Here is a 25,937-nt window from a genome sequence, read left to right as displayed (position 1 = left end):
AAATAAATTCGTACATTTGTACTATGTAATAGTTCACATGGACAAGAATGAAAAGATATGGCAAGAGCAATCGAGCGAATTGAACGGGATATTGCAGCATTAAAAGAAGCGATTCGGGCGATCGCAGTAGAACTACAAACTGCTTATGCTAGTTATCTAAACACCTTGGGGCTAGCTGTACGGAAACAGTTGATTCTGGCGAGTTATCACCTTTGTACACAGGGGTATCCCGAAAACTTTCTGCATTTGTCATTAAATCAGCGCCAGCAATTGCAACAAGCCATCCGCAAGTTGGGGCAAGTGGCAGCCGAACAATTGCTCACTTCTATTAAAAGTCAGGAAGTTGGGTTAGATAAAGGAGATGAAGAAGATGAAGATGAGGAGAATAAGGAAGTAACATCTTCTGAACTTCTGTACACCTCGAATTCTCAGTCTCTCACCGCCGACACCTCTAATCCTATAGAACTAGTAAAATGGCAACAGAACTTAGAAGAAGTAACGCAAGATATACTAAAAAAACTATCGCATGATGCTAATGTTTTAATACAAAAATCTGGAGTATTACCTAAAAAATTACCAGAACCGATTTTAGCAGCAGCGGCTGCGGCTGCATCAGAAGCATCGGCTGAGGTCATGCCAGGGCCACCTAACTTATTAAACTTAGTAATTGAAATTGAAAATGAGCAGCAGTCAGAAGATTCTGGGCTGACGCAAATTATGGCTATTAACCTGCGGCTAGGAGAAATTGAATTTGCTGATGTGACACTCTCATCTGAGCGCAGGCAAATCCGCAGTATTTTAGTTCAGCTAAACAAGCTAGGACGAGAGTATCAAAAGAAACATCGAGAAAAGGCGATCGCTGAAGCTGAAGCTGCATGGCGTGCTAGTTGGTTTGAAGATTAGTCATTTGTCCAGAGTCAAATGACCCTTCGGGTTCACCAGTTGCTCATGGGGGAAACTCCCTTGGCGCTAGCCTCTCCCTTTGGGAGAAGACCGCACTGGCTCACCAATGACCAATGACTAATGACTAATGACTAATGACCAATGACTAATGAAAAACCAGATTGGATACGATTGCACAAAGCCTTGGCAATAGAAGCCGAACGGGGCTTTACAGATTTGGTGGGTAGAGAATATCGCTTCAGTGAATTTTTAAGCCTGACTTTGGGCAAGTTCCCAACAGGCTTACCCCAAACTGAACGCCGCCGTTGGCAAGGACTAGCAGTGCAATTTGCTAGTTATCCACATTTAGCACTGGAAGAAAGACAACATTTAGTAGCAGAAACTCGTAGGTATCTTTCCCAACTACAGCAAGATGAGCAGGGGGAAGACGGGAAGCAGGGGAGCAGGGGAGCAGGGGAGCAGAGGAGAATTAATCAATTAAAAATCCAGAAACCAAAATCTCCCATCGTTACTGAGGTGAGTCGGAGGCTTGCACCGAAAATTGACCAAAAACTCAGTGATTTACCAGAAATAGGTTTCAAAAAAGCTGATAATTTGGCACGGCTTGGTTTACACACCGTCCGCGACTTGCTTTTCTATTATCCTCGTGACCACATTGATTATGCGCGTCAGGTGAATATCCGCGAGTTACAGGCAGGTGAGACGGTGACAATAGTGGCTACAGTAAAGCGTTGTAACTGCTTTAGTAGCCCGAAAAATCAGAAATTATCAATTTTAGAACTGGTTGTAAAAGATAATAGCGGTCAAATCAAAATTGGCCGTTTTTACGCAGGTACACGTTTTAGTAGTCGCGCTTGGCAAGAAAGTTTAAAACGTCGTTATCCAGTGGGTAGTATTTTAGCCGCGTGTGGGTTGGTGAAAGAAAGTAAATACGGCTTGACGCTTGATAATCCAGAACTAGAAGTTTTGGCAAATCCAGGAGATTCGATTGAGTCGCTGAATATTGGGCGAGTAGTGCCAATTTATGGATTGACTGAAGGCGTGGTGGCAAATACAGTCCGACAGGCGGTAATTGCTGCTTTACCTGCTGCCGCTAACCTGAAAGACCCTTTACCAAGTGGTTTGCGGCAGAAATATGGTTTGATGGAATTGAAAGATGCGATCGCTAATATCCATTTTCCTAGCGATAGCGCCGCCCTACAAGTTGCCCGTCGTCGCCTAGTTTTTGATGAATTTTTCTACCTGCAACTTGGGTTATTGCAACGTCAGCAGCAAGCAAGGGCAATTCAAACTAGCGCCATCCTCGTCCCGCGAGGCCAACTTGTAGAAAAATTCCACGAAATACTGCCTTTTAAACTCACTGGCGCGCAGCAACGAGTCCTTAACGATATTCTCAACGATTTACAAAAACCTGTGCCAATGAATCGTTTGGTGCAAGGTGATGTCGGTTCTGGTAAAACAGTCGTTGCCGTGCTAGCTATCCTTGCAGCAATTCAATCTGGCTACCAAGCGGCGTTAATGGCTCCCACAGAAGTTTTGGCAGAACAACATTATCGTAAGTTGGTTAGTTGGTTTAATCTCTTGCATTTACCAGTGGAATTACTGACAGGTTCCACCAAAACTGCGAAACGAAGACAAATACATTCTCAGTTAGGAACTGGTGAATTACCTCTGTTAGTGGGAACTCATGCCTTAATTCAAGACTCTGTAAACTTCCAGCAATTGGGGTTAGTGGTGATAGATGAACAGCATCGCTTTGGGGTAGAACAACGAGCGCGTTTGCAGCAAAAAGGCGAGCAACCCCATGTGTTAACTATGACAGCTACCCCGATTCCCCGAACCTTAGCGTTGACGATACATGGCGATTTGGATGTGAGTCAGATTGATGAGTTACCACCAGGACGGCAAAAGATTCAGACAACAGTATTGTCTGGTCAGCAACGCAACCATGCTTACGACCTGATCCGCCGAGAAATTGTCCAAGGTAGACAAGTTTATGTGGTTTTGCCATTAGTGGAAGAATCAGAAAAATTAGATTTGCGATCGGCTGTTGATGAGCATCAAAAGTTACAAGAAAGCGTTTTTCCTGACTTTCAAGTTGGGTTGCTACACGGTCGCATGAGTTCAGCCGAAAAGGACGAATCTATTACCAAATTCCGTGATAACCAAACGCAGGTTTTGGTTTCGACTACTGTTGTTGAGGTAGGTGTAGACGTACCTAATGCTACAGTTATGCTCATTGAAAATGCAGAGCGATTTGGCTTATCGCAACTGCACCAACTGCGCGGGCGTGTCGGTCGTGACGCGGCTCAGTCTTATTGTTTGTTGATGAGCAGTTCCAGAAGCCCTGATGCTCAACAACGATTGAAGGTGTTGGAGCAATCTCAGGATGGCTTTTTCATCTCCGAGATGGATATGCGTTTTCGTGGGCCAGGACAAGTACTGGGAACTCGTCAATCGGGAGTGCCAGATTTTACCTTAGCAAGTTTGGTTGAAGATGAAGAAGTTTTACTTTTAGCGCGGCAAGCAGCAGAAAAAATAATAGAGATGGATGTTACTCTAGAGCGCTGGTATTTAATAAAAGAAGAATTGAAATATCGATATGAGCGGTTGATGGGTGGAGCGATTTTGACGTAATGTGACCGGATAAAATACCAGTCTCATGGTATGTAATCACAATGCTTGTTGCATTTCGGCATAGGCTTCATAGACACCCTTCACGTTATACCAATTGAGGAAAATCCGAGCAATTTCTAAAGCTAATTGAGGTTTACCTAAGTTAATTAGCCATTGCAATAATGGAGCCATTGTCCGTTCATTAAGTGCGCCATTGAGGGACAAAAGTCCCCAAAGTAAACGATGCAGCCAAGTCATTTGAATCATCATTCGCACTTCCCATGTGGGATGTTTTTGATAAAACAAAACTCCCATACGTCCGCGTTGAATTTCTTGGTCAATCAATCGGGGAATTTGCTCTAATTTAAATGCTGGATGCCAGTGATATCCAACGGCTTCTGGACATTTAATTAGTGTCAAATCTAGTTTTTTCAGTCGCACACCCAATTCTAAATCTTCCCAGCCATAGAGTTGGAAACTGGTATCAAAAAGTCCGGCTTTCTCTAGCCAATGTTTAGGAATTGCTACATTTCCGGTAGCAAAAAAAGCTGCTGAAAAATCTGTGACTTTGTAGGGTTCAGCCGTTGGATTGTCGAAATTACAAGTATTAATAACTGCGCCGTAAGTGAAAAAGCGATCGCTCCCTAATTTCTCTTGTCCCTGCAATAATGCATTAGCATGAGCTTGCAAGAAATTATTCAGCACTACTAAATCACTATCAATAAAGATAATTGTGTCTCCCAGCGCCTTTTTTACTCCCAAATTCCGAGCCGCAGCTGGGCCAGCATGATCTTGCTGAAACCATCGCACATGGCGAAACTCTTCTTTATGTTCTGCCAACCACTCCAATGTGCCATCAGTAGAACCATCATCCACCAAGACAATCTCGTAATTAGTAACCGAACTTGGCTGGCTTAACTCTTGCACCTCCAAGGCGCGGAGGCACTTTTCTAAGATCGGTTGGCGATTATAAGTCGGTATCACAACGCTGAAAAACACAGTCTCACCCACAACATTATTTATCCATCTCCAGAATAGGACAGATGAGGCGCTGACACTGTTCCTTAGCTGATTCTGGTTAAGAAAATGTCAAAGGAAATAATTTTTATAGGTATTACCCGACCATCTCTAATTGGTATCCGTCCGAAAATTCTCAAAGTAAGTTTATTTAACAGGGCAGAATTCATTCTGAATTATGACTTCTGACTCCTGAATTTTGTTTGATAAATCTCCATTAATCAACATATAACCTAATGTTAATTTTTGGTCATTAGATTATATGACAAACTTAAAACTTTTTGTCTAGCTATGTAACCTAAATAGCAAACAACCTTTTGTTAATAACAGGTTACTTACTGTTCAAAATCTGTGGCATTTCACGTAAATAATTGATGGCTTTTTCTGTCAGTAATCAAGATTTGCCTCTACTAAATTTTTTATGTCACAACAGAGGAGAGTTTGATGTCTAAATTAAGTCGCAGACAAATTTTAGTATTTTTTGCTGGCAGTGCTGGTGCTACTGTATTGGGAGACACAATTCTAGATGGTATTTCTAAAATTGCAGGAGCAAATAACAGACGACTAAGCTTTACACCAGTGCGCTTACCCCATCCCTTACCGATTTATAGACAGCAAAAAAGTTTTTTGCCAACTGCAATTTGTCAAGGGCAGGTAATCAATCCATCTGCAAATGCGAAGTTAAACAGCTACAACGTAGTTGATGATGTTGTAGTGCCACCAGAGTATGAACGTTATGTAATTATCAGCTGGGGCGATCGCGTCTTTCCTAACCCTGATGATTATTTCGGCTACAACAACGATTATACGGGTTTTATTCCTCTGGGCAGAACCAACGATGTCGGCTATTTGTGGGTCAATCACGAATATGTGAGTTTTCCTTTTTCCGATCTAGCACCAGAAGCTCCAGCAGATGTTAAAGGATTGCCTACCACCTTTGAATCGGTGATTGGTTGGGCTTTACCTTCTACTAGAAATATTGAATTTGACGGCGAAGCACTATATAACTTAGGCGGATCAATCATCCGCATCTCCCGACGTAATTCCAGTAACCGTTATGCTGTGGTTAAAGGTGATGTGAGGAATCGCCGCCTTCATGGTCTTTCTGGGTTGGGAATTAATAGCCAAAGGAGTGATGAGTATAAAAATGTCACTTCTTGGGGAAGTCGTAGCTACCAAAAAGGCGATCAAAACTATCTCATCGCAACTGGTCCAGCTGCAACCCAAGTATTTAACCTCTCCTCCGATGGATTGGGTAACAAAATTATCGGCACTGGCTATAACTGCTCTGGCGGTACAACTCCTTGGGGAACTATTTTAAGTGCTGAAGAAAACTTTCAAGGAAGTGTAGGATCTTTTGTTGGTGTCACAGAACCAGTTACCCCTAATGGTACTCAAACAGGTTACATCGATGGCACCACTGGTAAGACCTTCGGTTTAGTTGGTGAAAAATACGGTTGGATTGTCGAAATTGATCCTGTTAATCCGAATTTCCGCCCTCGTAAACATACTTCGTTGGGTCGTTTCCGCCATGAAAACGTTGCCATCCGTGCTGAAGCTAAGAAACCATTAATCGCCTACATGGGTGATGATAGACGTGGGGGACACACCTGGAAATTTATCAGTGCAGGTGTGATTTCTTCACCAACCAGTAAAGCTAACAGCAGTTTGTGGGAAAGTGGTACATTGTATGTCGCCCGCTACAATCCAAATGGTACGGGTCAATGGATACCGTTACGTTTAACTAGTCCCACCAATCCTATTTCACCATCGGTGATTTCTTCTGTGGAGTTTGCTGCTTTGGGTTCGGCTCAAAGAAATGGTCTTTTACCTCTACCAAAACGCAATGGTATTGCAGGTCAAACTACAGATGGTGGTTCCCTCGCAGTCGATCGCACCAATGAAGCTGATAGACTACCTGGTTATCAAGGTAAGAAGCTATCTGACTTCTACACTTCCCAAGGTGCTATTCTCGCTGATGCCTTCTTAGCAGCGAATTTAGCCGGCGGAACTCCCACCGCACGTCCAGAAGATATAGAAGTGCATCCGACCACTAAAGAAGTGTTCATTGCATATACTGATGGTGCGCCGGGAAGTGACGGTTATCCAGATTCACGCATTTTCCAGGTTGCCAAGTTGAGTAAAGATGTCAACGCAACGCAGCAATCAGGGGGATTGTACAAAATTATTGAAGATAGTGTTGATGGCGCAGGTCTAACCTTCCGTTGGCAGAGATTTGCTCAGGGTGGAGAAGCCGGATCAATTTCTGGTGCTGGTTTTGCCAATGTAGATAACCTAGTGTTCGACAATAAGGCAAATATTTGGGGGGTAACAGATATGTCTACCACCACTCACAATGGTTTTAATGTTGGTGCTGCCGGTACTGTAACTACCATCGACCACACAGCCAATGGTAATGTTTCTAACTTCACAGGAGTTTTTGGTAATAACTGGCTATTCTACATTCCTACTACTGGTGCTAACGCGGGAGAGGTAATACCGTTTGCTCATGGGCCAGTGCGTTGTGAGATGACCGGGCCAACTTTTGTGGGAGATACGCTGATTATTTCCGTCCAGCATCCTGGTGAAGATAGCCCAATTAACGATGGTACGATTTTGAGTCGTGATATTGAATTACTGGATTTGAGTGGTGTTACATTCAATCAGGCTCGCACAGTGCCTCGTGGTAGTAGTTGGCCAAGTAATATCCCAACTGCTGACGGTGGTAAAGGTCAACCTAGAAGCTTTCCTAAACCATCTGTAATTGGCATCAAACGTAAGAATCCTACTGGTGATTTTACTTAGACTTATGAATGTAGAGACGTTATAAATAACGTCTCTACATTCATTTGCAAAGTAGCGCTAACTAATTCACTCCAGATAGTTTTTTCTTGCGTTTCATTCCCAACGCCATAGCACCTGCCATCGCTATACCACCAAGAGTCATCGGTTCTGGTACGGGTGTACTCTTAGAGTAGCTTACTGTACCCAACTCTGTTGTAGACAATAAGTCAGCACTCAGAATGCTATAAAATTTTGTTCCACCTGTATTTGGATTACCTGGATCGTTACCAATAAAAAACTGATCTTCAACTAAATAGCTCAGTCCTGACAGGTTGCCATCTGTAAAGCTGACTACAGGAGATACTGGGTAATCAAAATCACTTGCCTCTGTATACTGACTACCCAAGTAGTCAAAGGCAATAGATAATCCATTGCTAACGCCTAGAGTTTCCTCACCTATGCTGGTTAAGATCGAGTCATTATATTGAAAAGAGCCGAAATATTGACCGGGATTATCGCCCGATGTCGCATTCACGGTGAAACCATAATTAACCAAGGCAGCTTGCGTCGGTTTAACAATAGTAGCAACCGAGATAGCAACAGCAAAAGCAGCAATGCTAATATCTTTAGCTAATTTCATCAGACAAAGCTCCGAAGCTAAAAAATGATTAATTCTGTAATTTCACTTAAATAAACTTTCAACCTATGTATGTAGGTTAAGAAATAATAAACAAAAGATGATCGTGGTTAAATCTTCAAGTTTGTCAGTTATATGTAAAAGTTGTGTAAACTTATTCCATATTTACAGTAGGCTATGTTGATATTTGAAGCTGATTATCAACACTTCTTGAAAACAAAAAATATTTTCCATTAATCTCATTAAAAATATTGAGACGTTCAAAACTGGCTTAAAAATATTTATATTCAAGCGATCGCTTTATAAGTAAACTTCCACGAGAGTGAACCGTAATTCTGACTCCTAACTTCTAAATCCTTCTATAGGTTGTTGCATGAATAAAATATACCTGGGTTAGTTCAGATATAATAATGACTCATTCTTTGTTGTCCTAAGTGGAGAAATTAATGGGTCGCGCCAAAAAGGTTGTCCTGGCATATTCTGGTGGAGTGGATACTTCCGTTTGCATCCCTTACCTCAAACAGGAGTGGGGTGTGGAAGAGGTGATTACCCTAGCAGCAGATTTAGGTCAGGGAGATGAATTAGAGCCAATTCGAGAAAAAGCTCTGAAATCGGGTGCAAGTGAATCACTCGTGGCGGATGTCAAAGACAGCTTCGTTAAAGATTACGCTTTTGGAGCGATTCAAGCCAACGCACTTTATGAAAATCGTTATCCTCTAGGAACTGCTCTTGCCCGTCCACTGATCGCTAAGATATTAGTAGAAACGGCTGAAAAATATGGTGCTGATGCGATCGCTCACGGTTGCACTGGCAAAGGTAACGATCAGGTTCGCTTTGATGTCTCTGTGACTGCCCTCAACCCCAACCTAAAAATCCTCGCACCAGCCAGAGAATGGGGTATGAGCCGTGAGGAAACCATCGCTTATGGTGAGAAGTTTGGTATCCCCTCACCAGTCAAAAAATCTTCTCCCTACAGCATTGACAAAAATTTGCTCGGTCGTAGCATTGAAGCTGGTTTACTCGAAGATCCATCATTTGAGCCACCAGAAGAAATTTATGAGATGACTAAAGCGATCGCTGACACTCCCAACGAGCCAGAGTACATCAAAATTGGTTTCCACGGTGGTATTCCCACAACCCTCAACGGTATAGCTAAACAGCCAGTTGAACTAATTGAAGAACTCAATCAGCTTGTAGGAAATCACGGTGTTGGACGGATAGATATGATTGAAAACCGTCTGGTTGGCATCAAATCGCGGGAAATCTACGAATCACCCGCGATGTTAGTGCTAATTCAGGCACATCGGGATTTAGAAAGCTTGACTTTGACGGCAGATGTCACCCATTACAAACGTGGCATTGAAGAAACTTATAGCCAAATCGTTTACAACGGTTTGTGGTACAGTCCACTCAAAGTTGCACTAGATGCCTTTATTCAAAAGACACAAGAGCGAGTCTCTGGAACTGTGCGAGTGAAGCTATTCAAGGGTAACTCCACGATAGTTGGGCGTTCGAGCGATAGTTCCCTCTATACTCCTGATTTGGCAACCTACGGAGCCGATGACCAATTTGACCATAAAGCTGCTGAAGGTTTTATCTATGTTTGGGGACTACCAACTCGCATTTGGTCGCGGCAAATAAAAAGTTAAGAGTCAATTCAATTTTAGATTGAAGGAGAAATCTAAAATCGGCAGAGTTAGGAGTTAAAATGCAAAATACAAAAGTAAAAATTCAAAAAATAACTTTTTACTTTACTCCTAACTCCTCAGTTTTACTCTTCACTACTCGCTTCTTTAACTTGGCGAGACTCTAGCCATAGGGGTACAACAATTAAGGCAGTGATGATTAGTAAAGCTGCGATCGCAAATTGACCTACCCAAGCAACCAATTGTTCTAAAGAGACAATTTTGCCAGCAAAAAAAGCTAATGTCACCATCAAACTAGCCCAAGCAACTGCTCCTAAAAAATTGTATAAAAAGAATTTTCCAAAAGGCATTTCGGCTATACCAGCTAGTGGTGCCGCAAAAACTCGCAATAATGCTAAAAAACGTCCGAAAAATACAGCTTTAGCAGAATTTTGACTAAATTGGTCTTTAATAGTCAGCAACCGCACTTCAGAAATCCGAAATATGCTACCAACTTTTACCAGAAAAGACCAACCGCTAACTTTACCAATCCAATAACCACAAGTGCCGCCAATTACTGCACCCATAATTGCGTCACCGAGAACCAGCCAGTAATTTAGTTCATCGCTGCCAGCTAAAAACCCGCCCACAAGGGTCACGGTTTCACCAGGAAGGGGAATGCCTAAATTTTCTAGCAAAATTCCCAAAAAAATTGCCCAATACCCGTAATTATGGGCCAATTCCTGGATATTTTCTAGTGAAATCAGCTCTAAAGACATTCCGCACCGCCGTCTTTACAAATTTTTACTTTTACTATATCTTTGCTTGTTTTTGGGTGGGGTGTCAATCAAACCGCTACATTGACTTATTCGATCATCAGTTTAATTCTAAGTAATCCATAGTTCATACTCTATGGAAACTATTAATTTTTGATTATTAACTTTATAGATATTAGCATTTACTATCACAAGTTAATTTTATTTGAAAATAAATAAAAAGAAATTACAAAAACTTTATATATTTCTAGTTAAATTATAAAAATTTCGTAAAAGATACGCTTGATACCGAAATTATGATGTCCTTATGCCTATACTTATGAAAGTTATCACAAATTATACGACATGAATACTGAAATAATTACTTTCAATTGCACGGCTGCAATTTCCTAAATATCTAGGGAAAACAGTCATTTTGCCGTTGAAAGAGAAGAGGTATTTATGTCATTTTTCGATTTTTAGTCAAGTATTCCAATTACCCTGTTCAATTTATGATTCTCACACAAGAACTTCAAGTTATTTTGTTTAAACCCCAAGGAAGCATAGACTTAGAAGGCGGCAAGGCTTTGAGCGAACAGATGGCTGGAGTAGTGCCTCAAGCTCATCAACTCTGGGTTATTGATTTAGCAGAAGTTAATTTCATGGACAGTTCTGGGTTAGTCCCTTTAGTCAAAGGGTTGAAGGCTGCACGCCAGAGCGGTTGCCGTTTAGTTCTATGCAACGTGCAAGCTCCTGTACGGCTAATTTTGGAACTTACCCAGCTAGATTCAGTTTTTGAAATTTTTCCCACTTACGAAGACATTTTTACTGGTGAAGATATTTAGTCTGGTGCTAGCAGGCTCAGATAATAAATCTACCTTCAGATGGATGTTAGAGTCAATAAACATTTGCATTTTTTCACATTCCCCAAATATTCTCACATCGTCAAAGATAACAGTCTGGTGCTAGCAGGCTGATTTTTTATATTATCTAGATAATGAAATGTTAAGGAAAACTTATGGCTTTGAACTAGGTGGCCTCAAGACAGATAAAAGCGGAAAATTACCAAAATCAGTCAAAGAAAATGCAATTCTTTGCATTCTTCCCTAGGGCCATTAAATTACTCTAAGCTAATTGCTCTACATCCGACGCAACTAGCACAAAGAAGCAAGAGGTAAGAAAGGTTAGAATATTAGCCTTTGCGTTATTTCTAACTCTATAGTGATTTTTACTTAACGTATTACCTGGATGTCTCCAAGATGCTTTGCTATCGATAATTTCTTACCTCTTCGATTCCACCATAATAGTAACTTTAGGCATTCTGGGGAGTTGAAAGATTAGTTTGTTCCGACGCTGGGCGGGGAAAATTTGGCAAATCAATTCCACTGTGACTAGCATTGCGAGTTTTGAGTGCTAAACGGTAACTCACACTTTGCAGTTCTGCTTGCAGTTGGCGATTTTCCCGTTGTAGCATTGCTACCTTTTCTCTCACTGGTGTCATCCGCTCCTCAAACTTTCGACGGTAAATTTGAGGTAACTCTTGTACTACTTGCTCTAACATCCGAGTGCGATCTGTAAGTTCTTGGACTGACTGTCGCAATTGATAAATTTCGGAGTCACGAGTTGTAATTTGCTCTTGGTAGAACGCCACCTGCTGCTCAACGGCTTGGAGTTGTTCTTGCAATGCCTGTAACTGGCTCAGATCGCGCTCAAGCTCCTGCTGCTGGGGCATAAAACTAGTATTACCCTTTACCAGCCGGAAGAGTTCTTGAGATAGTTGTTGCACTAATTGATCGCGGAGTTGCAACTCTTGGCGTAGCTGCGAAACTTCCGTATATAGAATTTGAATATTGGGTGTATCAGATTGGCTCACAGTAGCTTACAGCTCCCATTCAGAATCTTGTCCACTCTTAGGTATAACTGCGGGAGTACTACCTTTGGCAAGTATTTGTTAATTTAGCATTCCCAAATAAGTTACGAAAAAAGAAGAAGACAAAATTTTACTGAATGGAAATTGGGAATTGGGGGAATTGGGGAAAGATTTACTAAAACTGCTTCTCTGCTCCCCTCTGTCTGTTCCCTGCTCCTTAGACTGTTGCAGCTACTTTAGTAGGCTTTTCCTTTTCCTCTTTAGGGGGTTTTTCCTCTGCGATATCCTGCTTAATTGTCAAATAGCGAATCACTTCTTCACTCAAGCGCATAGCGCGTTCAAAAGGAGCGATCGCAGTTGCAGGCGCAGTGTAGTTTAACTGGATATAGATCCCATCGCGGTGTTTTTTAATTTCATAAGCTAGACGACGCTTACCACGATTTTGAATTTGGATATCCTCAGCGCCTTGGTCACGAAGCAAATTCTGATATTTAGTAATTGCTTGCTCTGCCTGTTCGTCTCCTAGGTCGGGACGGAGGATGTACATTGTTTCGTAATTTGTAGTCATATTTTCCAGTTTCCTTATGGACAAAACGGTTGCTGACATTAATTTATACTAAATTTAAATTTAAAATACTAGTATTAATCAACATCGGAAGCAACAAGGAACTATAATCTTACCAGTTTTCAATTTGAATCATTAGCCAAATCGCCGAAGTTCGTATTTTTTGTTGGATGTCCCTAATGAAAACTAGGTCGTAAGGCTATCTCCAGAGCCTCTCATTGACCCGCAAGGGGAGTGAGGAGACCAACGTATCTTTCTGGACATCTTCTTCTATAGCGGCTTTCAGCCTCAACGCTAAATCGATTTGCTAAAAAGCTAACTGAGAATTGCTACCCGCTTGAAGTTTCTAATCGCAGATAAAAGGATATTTATCAAGGTTATGGCACAGCGCTACGTGCGAATTCAAAATCAAGAAGGACAGATTTACTATGGGATACTACAACTATCCCTCAATGTGCAGGTGCTAGATGCTCCGCCCTGGTTACAAGGACAACCAACTGATTTAACTTTGACACCAGAAAATTATCAAATTCTGGCTCCTTGCGCTCCCTCAAAAATTGTGGCGGTGGGTAAGAATTATGCAGAACATGCTGCCGAAATGGGAACTCCAGTACCTTCTGAACCACTAATCTTTCTCAAGCCACCCACGACTATCATTCCATCTGAGAAGGAAATTAAGTATCCTCCCCAGTCACAAAGAGTTGACTACGAAGGAGAATTAGCATTAGTGATTGGCGATTACGCTTTTGAATGTACACCAGAGGTAGCCCAAACAAAAATTTGGGGCTATACCATCGCCAATGACGTAACAGCGCGGGATTTACAAAAACTGGATGCTCAATGGACGCGAGCCAAAGGTTTTGATACTTTCTGTCCTTTAGGCCCTTGGATTGTACGGGAGTTAAATCCAGGAGCGAGATTGCAGACTTTTGTGAATGACGATGTTAACCCAGTTCAATCTGCCTGTATCGATCAGATGGTGTTTTCCCCTGATGTTTTAGTTTCCTACATTAGCCAGGTAATGACGCTACTACCAGGTGATTTGATACTTACAGGTACACCAGAGGGTGTAAGTCAATTACATCCAGGCGATCGCGTCCGCGTCGAAATTGAAGGTATTGGTCGCCTGGAAAATACCATAGTGGCTCGTTAAGACTAGCGTACTTGCATGTACACTGCATCGGAAATCGCTGGGATTTCTGCATAACGCCCGCTTACAGACTGGATTACTGAATATGCAACTGCTCCCACTATGCCGATAAAAATGGTTGTGGATAGAGTTTGGATTGCGAAACCACCAACGGGAACTAGTCCCACAACATCAGTGAGGATGTTAAACAAAAAGATAATGATGTCCAAAAGAATTGCTTGCATGGTGTTGAAACGAATAAAGTGACTAATTTTTTCGTTTCTGACTACCAGCAAGAATAAAGCAAAGAAAATGATCATTCCTGCATAACGCACGCCGTAGTAAATTCTCAACAATGGCAGAAGAGGCAGAAACAGTAGTTGTAGCGGTGGAAAATCTGATAGCAAATATCTACCAAATACAAAAACCTCAATCAGAGGAAGCAAATAAGGCAAACAAGCAAAAATTCTATCTGAAACTGTTGTAGACCCGCGCCAAGACATTATGCGTTCTCCTGTGGTTAAATTTATATAGTTACTTGAGCTTAGGATAACGCAGTTACTTGGTCTTGCTGGTAAATTAAACTATTCTATATGGGCAATGCGAAAGCCCATCATGCACTCATACTGGTCTGGCTGCTGTTGAGTAAGTTTGCGAATGGCTTGACCACAGCGTAGTTCACCTCCACGCCAACGGGGTTGACCGCTCCTGTCAGCGAGTAAACAAGACTGGCAAACTTGCTCAGGGGCAAGGATTTGCTCGTCCATTAAAATGACTAGCATCGAATCCCTCCTGTAAATCCTTATTGTCACCTACATTTCACTCAGGTGAGGATACTTTTTTGAACCGCTTCAGGTAAGTTGGGGGCGTGCTACGCGGTTAACTGTGGATTTGCGATGATGCTTTGCATCTGCCGGAGGCGATCGCAAATCAGCCACTTAAAAGCCACATCCTACTTTCCTTTTTGTAGCAAAAATGTGGATAACCACAATTCAAGAACAATTGTCAAGTGAATCTTAATTTTTATTGTATGTTGTGTCTATTGTAAATTTGACAGCTTTAGTAAAAAATGATACAAAAATATTCCTATTAATTTGATCGTAGACAGCCAACAGTGTCCATTGTATTCCTGTTAATTTAGCCGTGGAGAGTGCCAAAGTTAATATTCAGGAAACAAAAAAAGCTTTACACACAAGCAACACGGCGATCCATTGAATTTTCCGGTAAAACGGAGTTAACTAGATAACTATTTAAGGGGTACATTTACAAAATACTGGGGTAAACTTGCAAGCAAGTTAATACACAATATTACTCAGAGGCTCGTCGGTCTGGGCATCACTCACAATGGAACACTGGCAATTTCTGATACAGAAACAAGGCGCTCGCTCGTGGCATATTCTAGAATCGCCAAATTTGGAAATTTTGGAAGGGCAGTATAGAGTTTTGGCTCGTTCTAGCCTTTCTAATACAGACGTGGAAGTGCGGGTAACTCACTCTTCAACTCAGGAAGTTCAACCAACGCGGCGAATTTTCAAGCGATCGCGTCGCACTAATTCAGAAGGCTTAATGGCGGTAATTCCCTTTACTTACTTCGATACGGGAGTTTGGGAGTTGCGCTGTACTGGCGATTTGATGTCGGATTTACTCGGTAAATCTTGGCAATACAGTGTCCAAATTAAAGTATTGTCCGAGGAAGAAGAGGCAGAGCAAAGGAAAAATGTAGAATTAAATTCACCCGATCGGGCTGATACTGTTTCTGGAAACTTGGAATGCACCGCCCCAGAAGAACTCGTAATTACCTTAGATAAAGCGATCGCAGTTTCGGCAGAATTGGAAATTGCTACACATAGCAACTCTGCCACCACAGTTGTTCCCGATGAAGGCAACTTGGATACTGCCCCGGAAGAGCCTGCAATTACTCTAGATGAAGCGATCGCAGTTTCGGCAAAATTGGAAATTGCTACAGATAGCAACCTTGTCACCACAGTTGTTCCAGATGAAGAGAATTTGGATACTGACCCGGAAGAAGCTGCAATTACTTTAGATGAAGCGATCGCAGTTTCGGCAGAATTGGAAATTGCTACACATAGCAACTCTGCCACCACAGTTGTTCCCGATGAAGGCAACTTGGATACTGCCCCGGAAGAGCCTGCAATTACTCTAGATGAAGCGATCGCAGTTTCGGCAAAATTGGAAATTGCTACAGATAGCAACCTTGTCACCACAGTTGTTCCCGATGAAACGGAAAAAGATATAGTTATCGATGATCCTGTAAGTCCTGTATGGCTCAAAGGTGAGACGGCAGAGCAAATTTTACAAAATTTAATAGATTTAGCTTTACCCGATTCTGAACTGCTTCTGAATGATGAAGAGGTTACAGATTCGCCAGCAACAGAACCACCATTATTGTTAACTTTAGATCGAGATAGTTATATTGCTCGTTGGGGACAAGCTCTTACAATAAATGGGCGCATAGAACTTAAAGACAAGACAAATTTAGAGCAGGGTGAAACATTATCTCCAAAAAGCTTGCAGGCGCTTGAACTAGGAATTGAACTGCGATCGCCCCTAGAGTCGGAAATCTTGACCCAGATACGGCACTTACCAGACCAGGAGTTGCCCTTCACCATCAATACCTCAATTGATATTCCTGCTGACTTTGAGTCGAAGTTAATTTTGGCAGATATCAGTTTGTATGGTCGATTCACCGATGTTGATGAAATCATCCGGTTAGCTAGCCAGTCCTTCACCATTACAGCAGATGTAACAGAATTACTGGCAATAACAGCCGCAGCAAAACCTAGTACATCCTTAAATGACCCTATAGCCCCATCGGACTCGCCTGATGCTTCCACAGAGCCAGAGACCGCAGTGAGAATCGATTTAAAACTATTCAATCTGGTCAAGATTTCAAAAACAGACCAATCTCAAATACTCAATCCATCTCCAAATACAGCTTTACCGCCGCAAATTAACCTGCAAGTTCTGCGAGAAACCACTCTGCGGACATCTAACTTAAAGAATTCAGGCAATTCGCCTCAATTGCCGAAATTGCCACCTCTTCAAATCGATGCCAACCCTCGCACAGATGTTATTGCAGAATCCCCTACACAAGAGGAGCTTGTAGAAAAGGATACTACTATAGCTGCTATCAACTTGGAGCAGTTAGTTATCAAGCAACATCGAATGTCAATACTCAATACGACTTTTCCATACTTGAGACGGGTACAAGCTTTGCCAGGTCATGCAGAAGAAGTCAAAAATAATGTCCCCCCAGATAGATTGGCAGTTGAAGCGACTGAAGACTTCCCGCAGTTAGACGCAATTGTAGCTGAGGATGAAAATGTACCGGAATTAGTACTAGATGATGCACAATTTCAGGAAGAATCTGTTGCTGAGGTAGAAACCCAGCCAAATGAACAATTTCAGGAAGAATTTGTTGCTGAGGTAGAAACCCAGCCAAACGCACAATTCATTACAACAGGCAACCTCTACTCATCTCCTTTACTAAGGAAGTGGATGCAGAGCCAAGGATACTCTTTGCCTGAATCCATCAATGAACTGGAATCTCAAAACTACGATAGCAATGTTTCAGCCCAGCAGACCCAGCTTTTTCTTAGTGCTGGAACTCCCGATGTTGATGTCAACTTGCCATTAAGTCTGGATGATGCCACAGAGACGTGGGAAGAAAGCCAAGAGTCAGTTTTTGATCTTGAGAACTTTGGGGAAGATACAGACACAGTAAAGGAAACCGATCTAGAGACAGTGGAAGATACGGCGATAGAAAAAGTATCTGAATCAACACTTTCAATGGCTTTAGTAAGACAACTACCGCCTCCCCCTCCTCCCATAAAAGTAAATATAGCGTCAGCTTGGTTGGCGCAAGAAATCGTTGTAGATGATACAGAGAGTGAACTAGAAGCCGATGCAACTAATAATTACTTCTTAGAAGAAGAGAAGGAACCTTTGTTAGCTTTATCCCCTTCTCTATCCATAACTGCGGGTGCCATTGAGCCTTTGCCAATTCCGCAACTGTATGTACCAGAAGGCGAACTAATCGCCGACAAGTTGATCATAGTGCGCGTAGTACTGCCTGAAGTTCCTCCCCAAGTGGTTGTGAAGTTATGGGTTGAAGATTATCAAACTCGCTGGTTACTAGATGGACCCCATTTATTGACAAATTTACTACCTAATGTATTGGGAGGTCTGGAAGTAATGACACAATTAAAGATTCCCTTTGGCTGTTTAGAAATTCGCATAGAAGCGATCGCACTTGATTTGACAACTCAACAAGAAAGCCACAAAGTCACAATAGTGCGAACCGTGATTCCTCCAGACTTGCCAAACTTGCAGCTAGATGAACTCCTGGGTATGTAACCAAGGGATGGGGGCATTGGGCATTGAGCATGAAAAAGAGACAAGGAAGAGGGGGAAGACAAGGGAGGTTCCATAATTCCTCCTTGTCCCCTTGACTCCCTCTGCTCCCCTTTTCTCCCAAGATGGGCTGTGTTAAAAATCTTTAGAATTTCAAAAATCTTGGCAGAATTTGCAGTAAGCTCATTTTGAATTGTAGTGTTATTTAACAGGAACCTTTACTATGGCAGCTTCCTTTTTGCCTTCTATCTTCGTTCCCATAATTGGTTGGGTTTTGCCAGCTGTGACCTTCGCGTTTCTATTTTTATACATTGAAAGGGACGATATTGGCTAATCTAGTCATGAGTCATGAGTCATTAGTCAAGTTTTCGGACAAGCAAGTGCTATCAATTCCAATACAGTTCAGTTAGCTTGTTTATCAAGCGAAGATCCCCCCAACCCACGCCACTTGCTCCACTTTGGGAGACCCCAAGATTGCAGTGGCTCCCTTTCAAAAGGGGGGGCTATTTTCTTCCCTTATCCCTTTTAAAGGGGGTCGCCACAAGTGGAGGGATCTTATCCGAACCGTATTGCTATGAATTCTGTCGGATACGTTTCTAGACTATTGACCAAAATTAATACCGCCTATCTCATAGAGACAGGCGGTTTTTTTAACGTTGATTTCTCAACAAATGCTGGAAAATTCTAACTTATAGTGTTCGGTTCAAACTAACTAATGTTAAATCGAAGAACCGAGTCCGGCGTAGGCACCATAAAAGAAAATGCCCAAGACTGTAATTATACCTAACCCTGCGATCGTAGCGACGACCCACAGGGGAATTCTCCCACTTCCAGACACAGCTTCTCTCCTCCCTTAACAACAAATCAACACACGCTTAACAAACAAAGATTAACAAGAGTAGTTCCAGTTAGTTAAAGAAGTAACTGGAAAACAGAATCCCCAGAACGAAAACTAGTAGTAGTCCCAGGTATAGCGAAGTCCGGTTTAGTTCAACCGGCTGATTATTGGGATTGGGCGATCTTTCTACCATAATTGCTCCTAACGGTGAATAAATTGCATTGCGGCGATCGCGCCTAAAAAGAATACAGTTGGTACACCTAAAGTGTGTACTGCCAGCCATCTAACGGTAAAAATTGGATAGGTAACTGGTTGATTGATGTTATTGCCGCTAGTCATGATCTCAAACTACTTTCCAATAAATTGTTCAACTTGTTTTTTAGCTTCAAAACGGTTCTTCACAATAGGCACTTCTTGCCGTGCTGGTGTGAAATACTCATTGGGACGGGGTGTACCAAAAGCATCATAAGCCAGTCCGGTGCTGACAAATAGCCAACCAGCAATAAATAATGCCGGGATGGTGATGCTGTGAATTACCCAGTAACGAACGCTAGTAATGATGTCCGAAAACGGACGTTCTCCAGTGGTACCTGACATTTAGATCCCTACCTTATACATAGAGTGTTATTGAGTTTATTATCCTACAAAGATAAGAAAGAGTTACAAGTTGCAACGTTCTTCTCAGAAATTGTACGTTGGGAATGGGGCATTGGGCATTGGGCATGGGAAAGAGGACTTGGGGACAAGGAGAATTGGGGACAAGGGGAAAGACTTGTTGTAAGTTCTAAACTTTTGTCACCTTGTCCCTCTGCTCCCCTGCCTCCCACTCCCTCTTACTAAGCCGCCTCTGGGGAAGTTATTTCAGGATTTGGTAGATATTTGAGCAAAACGCCGCGATCGCCAATTATAAATCCCCGCTCTGGCTCCAAAAACACAATCTTGTACAAATTAGCTGCAACTTCTTCTATGTCACGGTCTTTTTCCCAGGTTTTGCCACCGTCGGCACTCCGTAGCAAATTACCGCTACCGCCACCTACCCAAATTTCTTCGGGTGTGCGATATGCCAAATCCAGTAAACCCCAACTGGTAGATAACTCTGGATATTTTGCCTCTTGCCATTCTTCAGGTTTAGTTGGGTCACTAAACTGAACTTGACCTCCTCTAGCTAGCAACCACAATTGCCCATTGTCACCAAAGCCCATGTTTTCTACTCGCCGAGAACTATTGCGGTTATGGGGAACCCAAGCATCTTGGCCTGGTTCCCAAGTCGAGTAGAAACTACCCTTAGCGGAAACAGCAACATACTTACCATCAGCAGAACGCTCTAAGTTACGCACCACACCCACTGCTGATTCCACCTGGGCTTTCCAGTTTTTGCCGCCGTCTGTGGTCTTATATATGGCTCCAACATTAGTAGCCATTTCAGCTGTATTGTCTGCTAGTGCCTTAACTGCGATCGGACTACCTGGTAGCTTTTCGCTCAGGGGAATACGCGACCAAGAAGCACCTTCATCAGTAGTATGAAGCAACAATCCAGGCTCTCCGGCAATCCAGCCTTCTTTGCCTGCAAAACTTACTGAGTCAAAACGATACTTTTGCTCATCCAGTTGTAATGTTATTGGTTTCCAGCTATTACCACCGTCATTGGTTTCCAATAGGGTGGCATTGCTACCTACTAAGTAGCCATGCTCAGGGTTATTAGTAAAAGCAATATCCAGTAGATTCGAGTCTGTTGGCACAGAAATGACTTTCCAAGGGTTGTAGCTAACAGAAGGAACTTTGCTACAACCGATGCACATGATGACTACTATTAACAAGGCAGCTATTCTTTGCCAACCTTTCACAATTGAATGCATTAGTATTTCTTAAGTTGTTTCTAAATTTCTGTAGGTGTTCTCTAAAAGGTTTACCTTATACCAGTTTCGGATTTTGGACTTCGGCTTCGCTCAGTCGAACGATTTTAGATTTGGAATTAAAAAGCTTTCCAAAAATCCCAAAAAATCTTAGCCCAATATGGTATTGAGGGTCATCGCCGCTCTACGGAACTGGTAAAACGGCACAATTATGTGATTTTAATTACACAATAACTCCCTATTTCCCAAATAAAGGCTGTCATTGTAAGCCGTAGAGACTGATGAAAAACAAGAAGCCAAGGGCCAAAGCGCCAAAAATTAAGATATTCTTTTGGCTTGGCGTTAGGTTATTGACACCCAAACCGTAACCGAGATTTTCTTTGAAGCCGGATGCAGTACCCGCAGGACCGATGTTGGCAAAAGCGGTTTTCTTGGCACTACAAACTGGACAGCGCCAATTTGTGGGCAGTTCTGCAAAGAGTATCCCTGAAGGAATATCATGCTTGTCGTCTCCCTTTTCAGGTTCGTAAACATAACCGCAGGCGCGACACTCGTAGCGGTCTAACACCGGAGTCTCAACAGCTGGTTCGCTCATGGCTAGGGCCTCGCAGAGGAGAATTCTTAAATATACGTTAAAAATTATGACATAATTGTCAGGCTTTTCTATCACTATCAAAAGCTAATTAAATACTTGAAGTGTATCTATTTCCCAGATTTCAGAAAAACCAAACAGATATAATGTAAAAGAAAGTTACGCAGTTAAAGGATTGGAGACTAGGAATTGGGGATTGGGGATTGGGGATTAAAAATCAAGAATTTCGTATTAGGGATGAGGGATTGGAGATTCAGTAAGGATTTCCCTATACCCAGTACCCAACGATGCACTGAGCTTGTCGAAGTGTCCCCAGTCTCTAGTACCTAGTACATAGTCATCACTCCCCACTTCAATTACACCTTAAGCGGTAGATACTCATTGTGTTTGTCCTCAGCGGTTACGAGTACCTTCTAGGCTTCTTCATAATCTGTAGCCTAGTACCTGCCTTAGCGCTCTCAGCTTCCAAGCTCCTACGACCTAGTGGTTATGCCCCAGAACGTCGCACTACTTATGAATCTGGTATGGAACCCATCGGGGGAGCCTGGATTCAGTTCAACATCCGTTACTACATGTTTGCTCTAGTCTTCGTCGTCTTTGATGTGGAGACTGTATTCTTGTATCCTTGGGCGGTAGCTTTCCACCGTTTGGGGCTATTGGCTTTTATTGAAGCGCTAGTCTTTATTGCAATTCTTGTAGTCGCTTTAGTTTACGCATGGCGTAAAGGAGCTTTGGAATGGTCTTGAATTCTAATTTAACAACTCAGGACAAACAGCGAATCATCAACCCTATTGAGCGAACCAATGTCACTCAAGACCTTTCAGAAAACGTCATTTTGACGACGGTTGATGACCTCTACGACTGGGCGCGGCTTTCTAGTCTGTGGCCGTTACTGTTTGGTACTGCTTGCTGCTTTATTGAGTTTGCAGCTTTAATTGGTTCCCGATTTGACTTTGACCGTTTTGGGCTGATTCCCCGTTCTAGCCCCCGCCAAGCCGATTTAATTATTACGGCAGGGACTATTACGATGAAGATGGCTCCCCAACTGGTGCGTCTTTATGAACAAATGCCAGAGCCGAAGTATGTAATTGCGATGGGTGCTTGCACAATTACTGGCGGGATGTTCAGCGTTGATTCCCCCACGGCAGTGCGCGGAGTCGATAAACTGATCCCTGTAGATGTGTATTTGCCTGGTTGTCCTCCCCGTCCAGAAGCAATTATCGACGCAATCATTAAGCTGCGGAAGAAAATCTCCAATGAGTCGATTCAAGAGCGGGATAAAATTAAGCAAACCCACCGCTACTACAGCACGACTCATAACCTGAAGCCAGTAGAGGAAATCTTAACTGGTAAGTATTTGCAGTCAGATACTCGCTCTGCACCACCGAAGGAATTGGCGGAAGCAATAGGTATGCCAATACCACCTGCACTGCTGACAGAAAAGGCGCAAAAGGAGGAACAAACCCGTGGCTGAAGAAGAATCTAAACCAGTACCAGCAGAGAAAGAAGAGTCATTGGTACAAGCGGGTAAAGTTTCCCAGTGGTTGACGGAAAATGGCTTTGACCATGAGTTTTTAGCACCAGATAAGAATGGTGTAGAGATAATTAAGGTGTCGGCAGATTTCTTGCTTCCCACCGCTACAGCCCTTTATGCCTACGGGTTTAATTATCTCCAATGTCAAGGTGGTATAGACCTTGGCCCAGGACAAGAATTGGTGAGTATGTATCACTTGATTAAAGTCGGTGATAATAGCGATCGCCCCGAGGAAGTTCGAGTTAAGGTGTTCTTACCACGGGAAAATCCTGTAGTCCCTTCTGTGTACTGGATTTGGAAAACCGCAGATTGGCAAGAGCGCGAGTCTTACGATATGTTTGGCATTATCTACGAAGGACATCCAAATCTCAAGCGGCTTTTGATGCCGGAAGATTGGGTAGGTTGGCCTTTGCGGAAGGATTACATCTCGCCTGATTTCTACGAGTTGCAAGACGCTTATTAGATAGCGCTGAATAGAGACGCGATGAATCGCGTCTGTACAATATAGTGCTGAGTTTCGGCAGTGATTAACCCCTTTCCGGTGGCGGAGAGGGGTTATGTTTTTGGTGTTTTATCTAAAAGTTGACAAAATTTGCAGTAATTTATTGACTGTATTTCCAATTTAGGATGTTTGAGATAACGGTGCGTTGCACCTTTGCGACAACGCACCACAAAAGATGCGATTACTCTGTTGTCTCTTCGCTACTTTTAAGGTTTACTCAATGCTTTAACAAGATTGTCTTTTTTCATCTTAGTGATGCCAGTAATTCCTCGTTTCTTCGCGATCGCTTTTAAATCAGCTATTGTCATTGTTTGGAGAATAGCAGTGTCAGTAATTGTATCTGGCATTGGTTGAGGAGTTAGATAAAAAACTTTATTTAAAGCATCAAGTTTTTTCCCTTTGGTAATGCCACATTTCAGATTAAGAATTGGATCTAATGTCTTCCAATATTCACGAGGAGCTTCATCAATCCGGTTTGTAGCTATAGCAGGTTTAACTGCTTTAAGAACACTACCTGGTTGTTCAACTAAGTATTCTAATGCTGCCATGATTTCATCTCTAGATGCCTTAGAGAGATTGATTTTTGGAATTTCTTCTTTTGCTAGTACTTTTGTGACTTCAACTGTCTCATCACTACCATCAGTAATAATGCACCAAACGCGATCTAAGCGAGCGGCCTCTGCGATTGCATAAATGAAAGAGTTAGCAATTACTTGATACTTATCTTTGCCAGTTTCTTTCACAATCACTGGAATCCAATTTCTTCCCTCCTTCTGGTTGAGCAAATGAGCTGAAGCTTTAATCAAAAATTCAGGTGCATTAGTTCCTTCGCCGGGGTCAATTTCATCTAAATATAAATGCATCAAATTTCCAATATTGCTGAGGCTACTCATTATAAAAAATACTCCTTTGCTAGATTTTTGTAATATTCATGAGCAGATCGATCTCGATAAACCGCAGGAGTGCGTGAGAAAGCTGAACTAGCTATGTTAGCGTAGCTTGGAACCTCATGAATATGAAGGTCTTTTTTGGCATTGGTATACCTGGGATAGAAGTAAGGCAATAAATCAAATCCCTCTTTTTTAGCAGTTTTAAGAATATTATTAATTTCTTGTTGAGCAACTGCTAACTGAGGTAGTGTAATCTTTTCTCCATTGAAAAAAATTGGCAATGGAATGGGGCTACCATCAGCTTTTGTAGATTGGACTTCAGGAATGAATTTCTTGATTGCTATTGCTGCATTTTCTAAAGAGAAAAGATTGTTATGCTTAGTGGGAATGAGAACGACATCAGCCGCATATACACCTAGCTGGCTAAACACTCGCCAGTTGGGTGGTGCATCTATCAAAATATAGTCGTATTCTTGTCTTGAGAATTCTAGCTTTTGATAAAGAGTGTGAGGTTGCAAATGATTACGCAAGAGCTGTTCAGGTGCATCTATCAGTTCTTGATCGGCAGGGATAATATCAAATCTAAGTTCTGAATTAAGCTTCTTTAAGGGGAATTTATAAGGATGTAGAGTACTTTGAAGTTCTATACCCCGTTCCTTAAGAGCCTCAAATACACTACCTTTGCTTAGTGGAAGGCCTAAAGAACTCGTTAAATCTTGTTGGTTTGGATCGAAATCGATCGCTAAAACCTTTTTCCCTAAAAAAGTTAAGATAGCTGCCAAGTTGACGGTAGTTGTTGTTTTACCTACTCCACCTTTATTGTTATAAACCGCGATGGTTAAGGCTTTTGTAGGATTTTCAATTTTTTTCCTAATTGAAGCGACTACATTATCAATATTATTTGCATCAATTGGAAGACACTGTGTAGCAGGATAAATCACTTTTCCATGCTTGCGAAACAGTTGAATATGGCAAGAATTAGTAATAATTCCCCACTGTACTGTTTTGCAATTAGGTGCAAGTAGGTAACGTTTAAGTTGATTAACTGTTCTTTGATACTGTGCAGCATCTTCAGATAAATTAATATCCCTCCCTTTCAATTCCAGTAGCAGGTATGGATTAGATTTTGTATGTAAAAAGACATCATCTCCAATAGTTTTCCTGGCTGCTTTATCAACAGCTCCGTCACCAGTGTTATATTCAGGATGAATTTCTTCAGATTGAAACCCTAATGACCTCAACAAGTAAGGGGCGAAAAGGTCTTTTATAACAGGTTCTGGTGCATTTTCGGGCAGGCTTTGCAGTGCCGCTCGAAGACTGATAATTGTCATGCTCATAGTGTGGGTTGACTTCCAGCAATGTCTAAGTCTAGTGTTCCCACTTCAGGACAATTATTTATTGTGTTTGTTTATCATTTATCGAGAAAATTACAAAATTACTCTATAACCAGCTA

At 42.1% G+C, this 25,937-nt stretch carries 26 protein-coding genes; 11 read left to right on the top strand and 15 right to left on the bottom strand.

Features of this window, described 5'->3' with window-relative positions; genetic code table 11:
- The first annotated feature begins 57 nt into the window (after nucleotides 1–57).
- Both NPUN_RS28165 and recG read left to right on the top strand, forming a co-directional pair.
- A complete protein-coding gene (locus tag NPUN_RS28165) occupies nucleotides 58–903 on the top strand; it encodes a hypothetical protein (RefSeq protein WP_012411817.1) in 846 nt (281 codons plus the stop codon).
- Nucleotides 904–1,044: 141 nt separating this feature from the next.
- A complete protein-coding gene (gene recG / locus NPUN_RS28160; protein ID WP_012411816.1) occupies nucleotides 1,045–3,540 on the top strand; it encodes an ATP-dependent DNA helicase RecG in 2,496 nt (831 codons plus the stop codon).
- A 36-nt stretch (nucleotides 3,541–3,576) separates the two neighbouring features.
- On the opposite strand, the gene NPUN_RS28155 is transcribed toward recG, so the two are convergent.
- A complete protein-coding gene (locus NPUN_RS28155; protein ID WP_012411815.1) occupies nucleotides 3,577–4,518 on the bottom strand; it encodes a glycosyltransferase family 2 protein in 942 nt (313 codons plus the stop codon).
- A 462-nt stretch (nucleotides 4,519–4,980) separates the two neighbouring features.
- Between NPUN_RS28155 and NPUN_RS28150 the strand changes: the two genes are divergently transcribed.
- The gene (locus tag NPUN_RS28150) at nucleotides 4,981–7,341 is read left to right on the top strand and encodes a PhoX family protein (RefSeq protein ID WP_012411814.1); all 2,361 of its coding nucleotides are present in this window, start codon (nucleotides 4,981–4,983) and stop codon (nucleotides 7,339–7,341) included.
- Nucleotides 7,342–7,402: 61 nt separating this feature from the next.
- Here the strand turns inward: NPUN_RS28150 and NPUN_RS28145 are convergent, their stop codons facing one another.
- Nucleotides 7,403–7,960 (bottom strand): PEP-CTERM sorting domain-containing protein, encoded by a 558-nt coding sequence (locus tag NPUN_RS28145; RefSeq protein ID WP_012411813.1) that lies wholly within the window; start codon nucleotides 7,958–7,960, stop codon nucleotides 7,403–7,405.
- Between the two features lie 443 nt (nucleotides 7,961–8,403).
- Between NPUN_RS28145 and NPUN_RS28140 the strand changes: the two genes are divergently transcribed.
- Nucleotides 8,404–9,606 carry an argininosuccinate synthase gene (locus tag NPUN_RS28140; RefSeq protein ID WP_012411812.1) on the top strand — a complete coding sequence of 401 codons (1,203 nt, stop codon included), beginning with the start codon at nucleotides 8,404–8,406 and terminating at the stop codon, nucleotides 9,604–9,606.
- 122 nt (nucleotides 9,607–9,728) lie between these two features.
- Here NPUN_RS28140 and NPUN_RS28135 read toward each other — a convergent pair whose 3' ends face one another.
- Nucleotides 9,729–10,361, bottom strand: coding sequence for a DedA family protein (locus NPUN_RS28135; RefSeq protein ID WP_012411811.1), 633 nt, complete (start codon nucleotides 10,359–10,361; stop codon nucleotides 9,729–9,731).
- Between the two features lie 488 nt (nucleotides 10,362–10,849).
- Between NPUN_RS28135 and NPUN_RS28130 the strand changes: the two genes are divergently transcribed.
- Complete coding sequence (locus NPUN_RS28130) at nucleotides 10,850–11,182, top strand: STAS domain-containing protein (RefSeq protein ID WP_012411810.1); 333 nt, start codon at nucleotides 10,850–10,852, stop codon at nucleotides 11,180–11,182.
- A 467-nt stretch (nucleotides 11,183–11,649) separates the two neighbouring features.
- On the opposite strand, the gene NPUN_RS28125 is transcribed toward NPUN_RS28130, so the two are convergent.
- Nucleotides 11,650–12,210 carry an Npun_F5560 family protein gene (locus NPUN_RS28125; protein ID WP_012411809.1) on the bottom strand — a complete coding sequence of 187 codons (561 nt, stop codon included), beginning with the start codon at nucleotides 12,208–12,210 and terminating at the stop codon, nucleotides 11,650–11,652.
- A 214-nt stretch (nucleotides 12,211–12,424) separates the two neighbouring features.
- A complete protein-coding gene (gene rpsF / locus NPUN_RS28120) occupies nucleotides 12,425–12,775 on the bottom strand; it encodes a 30S ribosomal protein S6 (RefSeq protein WP_012411808.1) in 351 nt (116 codons plus the stop codon).
- A 376-nt stretch (nucleotides 12,776–13,151) separates the two neighbouring features.
- Here rpsF and NPUN_RS28115 point away from each other — a divergent pair, with 376 nt between their 5' ends.
- Nucleotides 13,152–13,925, top strand: a complete 774-nt coding sequence (locus NPUN_RS28115) for a fumarylacetoacetate hydrolase family protein (protein ID WP_012411807.1) — start codon at nucleotides 13,152–13,154, stop codon at nucleotides 13,923–13,925.
- Between the two features lie 2 nt (nucleotides 13,926–13,927).
- Here the strand turns inward: NPUN_RS28115 and NPUN_RS28110 are convergent, their stop codons facing one another.
- Together NPUN_RS28110 and NPUN_RS28105 are read right to left on the bottom strand one after the other, a co-directional pair.
- A complete protein-coding gene (locus NPUN_RS28110; RefSeq protein ID WP_012411806.1) occupies nucleotides 13,928–14,404 on the bottom strand; it encodes a Tic20 family protein in 477 nt (158 codons plus the stop codon).
- An 81-nt stretch (nucleotides 14,405–14,485) separates the two neighbouring features.
- Nucleotides 14,486–14,683 (bottom strand): hypothetical protein, encoded by a 198-nt coding sequence (locus tag NPUN_RS28105; RefSeq protein ID WP_041565682.1) that lies wholly within the window; start codon nucleotides 14,681–14,683, stop codon nucleotides 14,486–14,488.
- A gap of 562 nt (nucleotides 14,684–15,245) precedes the next feature.
- Between NPUN_RS28105 and NPUN_RS43695 the strand changes: the two genes are divergently transcribed.
- Together NPUN_RS43695 and psaI are read left to right on the top strand one after the other, a co-directional pair.
- A complete protein-coding gene (locus NPUN_RS43695; protein WP_012411804.1) occupies nucleotides 15,246–18,278 on the top strand; it encodes a hypothetical protein in 3,033 nt (1,010 codons plus the stop codon).
- A 220-nt stretch (nucleotides 18,279–18,498) separates the two neighbouring features.
- Entirely contained in the window at nucleotides 18,499–18,609 is a 111-nt protein-coding gene (gene psaI / locus NPUN_RS39520; RefSeq protein WP_083782445.1) for a photosystem I reaction center subunit VIII, read from the top strand.
- A gap of 384 nt (nucleotides 18,610–18,993) precedes the next feature.
- On the opposite strand, the gene NPUN_RS39515 is transcribed toward psaI, so the two are convergent.
- From NPUN_RS39515 to NPUN_RS28075, 6 genes are all read right to left on the bottom strand, one after another.
- Nucleotides 18,994–19,113: a photosystem II reaction center protein J gene (locus tag NPUN_RS39515; protein WP_012411803.1), complete on the bottom strand. Its 120-nt coding sequence runs from the start codon at nucleotides 19,111–19,113 to the stop codon at nucleotides 18,994–18,996.
- A gap of 70 nt (nucleotides 19,114–19,183) precedes the next feature.
- Nucleotides 19,184–19,306: a photosystem II reaction center protein PsbL gene (locus tag NPUN_RS39510; RefSeq protein WP_012411802.1), complete on the bottom strand. Its 123-nt coding sequence runs from the start codon at nucleotides 19,304–19,306 to the stop codon at nucleotides 19,184–19,186.
- An 8-nt stretch (nucleotides 19,307–19,314) separates the two neighbouring features.
- Nucleotides 19,315–19,452 (bottom strand): cytochrome b559 subunit beta, encoded by a 138-nt coding sequence (gene psbF / locus NPUN_RS28090; protein WP_012411801.1) that lies wholly within the window; start codon nucleotides 19,450–19,452, stop codon nucleotides 19,315–19,317.
- 9 nt (nucleotides 19,453–19,461) lie between these two features.
- A complete protein-coding gene (psbE, locus tag NPUN_RS28085) occupies nucleotides 19,462–19,710 on the bottom strand; it encodes a cytochrome b559 subunit alpha (RefSeq protein WP_012411800.1) in 249 nt (82 codons plus the stop codon).
- Between the two features lie 239 nt (nucleotides 19,711–19,949).
- On the bottom strand, nucleotides 19,950–20,969 hold the full coding sequence (locus tag NPUN_RS28080; RefSeq protein ID WP_041565681.1) for a photosynthesis system II assembly factor Ycf48: 1,020 nt from the start codon (nucleotides 20,967–20,969) through the stop codon (nucleotides 19,950–19,952).
- A gap of 256 nt (nucleotides 20,970–21,225) precedes the next feature.
- Complete coding sequence (locus NPUN_RS28075) at nucleotides 21,226–21,561, bottom strand: rubredoxin (RefSeq protein ID WP_012411798.1); 336 nt, start codon at nucleotides 21,559–21,561, stop codon at nucleotides 21,226–21,228.
- A gap of 380 nt (nucleotides 21,562–21,941) precedes the next feature.
- On the opposite strand from NPUN_RS28075, the gene ndhC reads away from it, so the two are divergent.
- Genes ndhC through NPUN_RS28060 form a run of 3 tightly spaced genes read left to right on the top strand, consistent with a single transcriptional unit; the run spans nucleotide 21,942 to nucleotide 23,555 of the window.
- Entirely contained in the window at nucleotides 21,942–22,304 is a 363-nt protein-coding gene (gene ndhC, locus NPUN_RS28070) for a photosynthetic/respiratory NAD(P)H-quinone oxidoreductase subunit C (protein ID WP_012411797.1), read from the top strand.
- Entirely contained in the window at nucleotides 22,295–23,032 is a 738-nt protein-coding gene (ndhK, locus tag NPUN_RS28065) for a photosynthetic/respiratory NAD(P)H-quinone oxidoreductase subunit K (RefSeq protein ID WP_012411796.1), read from the top strand. Before ndhC ends, ndhK begins: the two co-directional genes overlap by 10 nt.
- Entirely contained in the window at nucleotides 23,025–23,555 is a 531-nt protein-coding gene (locus NPUN_RS28060; protein ID WP_012411795.1) for an NAD(P)H-quinone oxidoreductase subunit J, read from the top strand. Before ndhK ends, NPUN_RS28060 begins: the two co-directional genes overlap by 8 nt.
- A gap of 245 nt (nucleotides 23,556–23,800) precedes the next feature.
- Here the strand turns inward: NPUN_RS28060 and NPUN_RS28055 are convergent, their stop codons facing one another.
- The gene (locus tag NPUN_RS28055; protein ID WP_234710996.1) at nucleotides 23,801–24,457 is read right to left on the bottom strand and encodes a Rho termination factor N-terminal domain-containing protein; all 657 of its coding nucleotides are present in this window, start codon (nucleotides 24,455–24,457) and stop codon (nucleotides 23,801–23,803) included.
- A 29-nt stretch (nucleotides 24,458–24,486) separates the two neighbouring features.
- Nucleotides 24,487–25,815 (bottom strand): AAA family ATPase, encoded by a 1,329-nt coding sequence (locus tag NPUN_RS28050; RefSeq protein ID WP_202947519.1) that lies wholly within the window; start codon nucleotides 25,813–25,815, stop codon nucleotides 24,487–24,489.
- Nucleotides 25,816–25,937: the final 122 nt, after the last annotated feature.

Origin of the sequence: Nostoc punctiforme PCC 73102, from assembly GCF_000020025.1 — a bacterium.
In the GTDB taxonomy this organism is placed as follows: Bacteria; Cyanobacteriota; Cyanobacteriia; order Cyanobacteriales; family Nostocaceae; genus Nostoc; species Nostoc punctiforme.
Note: the sequence above shows the minus strand (reverse complement) of the source record. Positions and strands in the feature narration are given on the sequence as shown.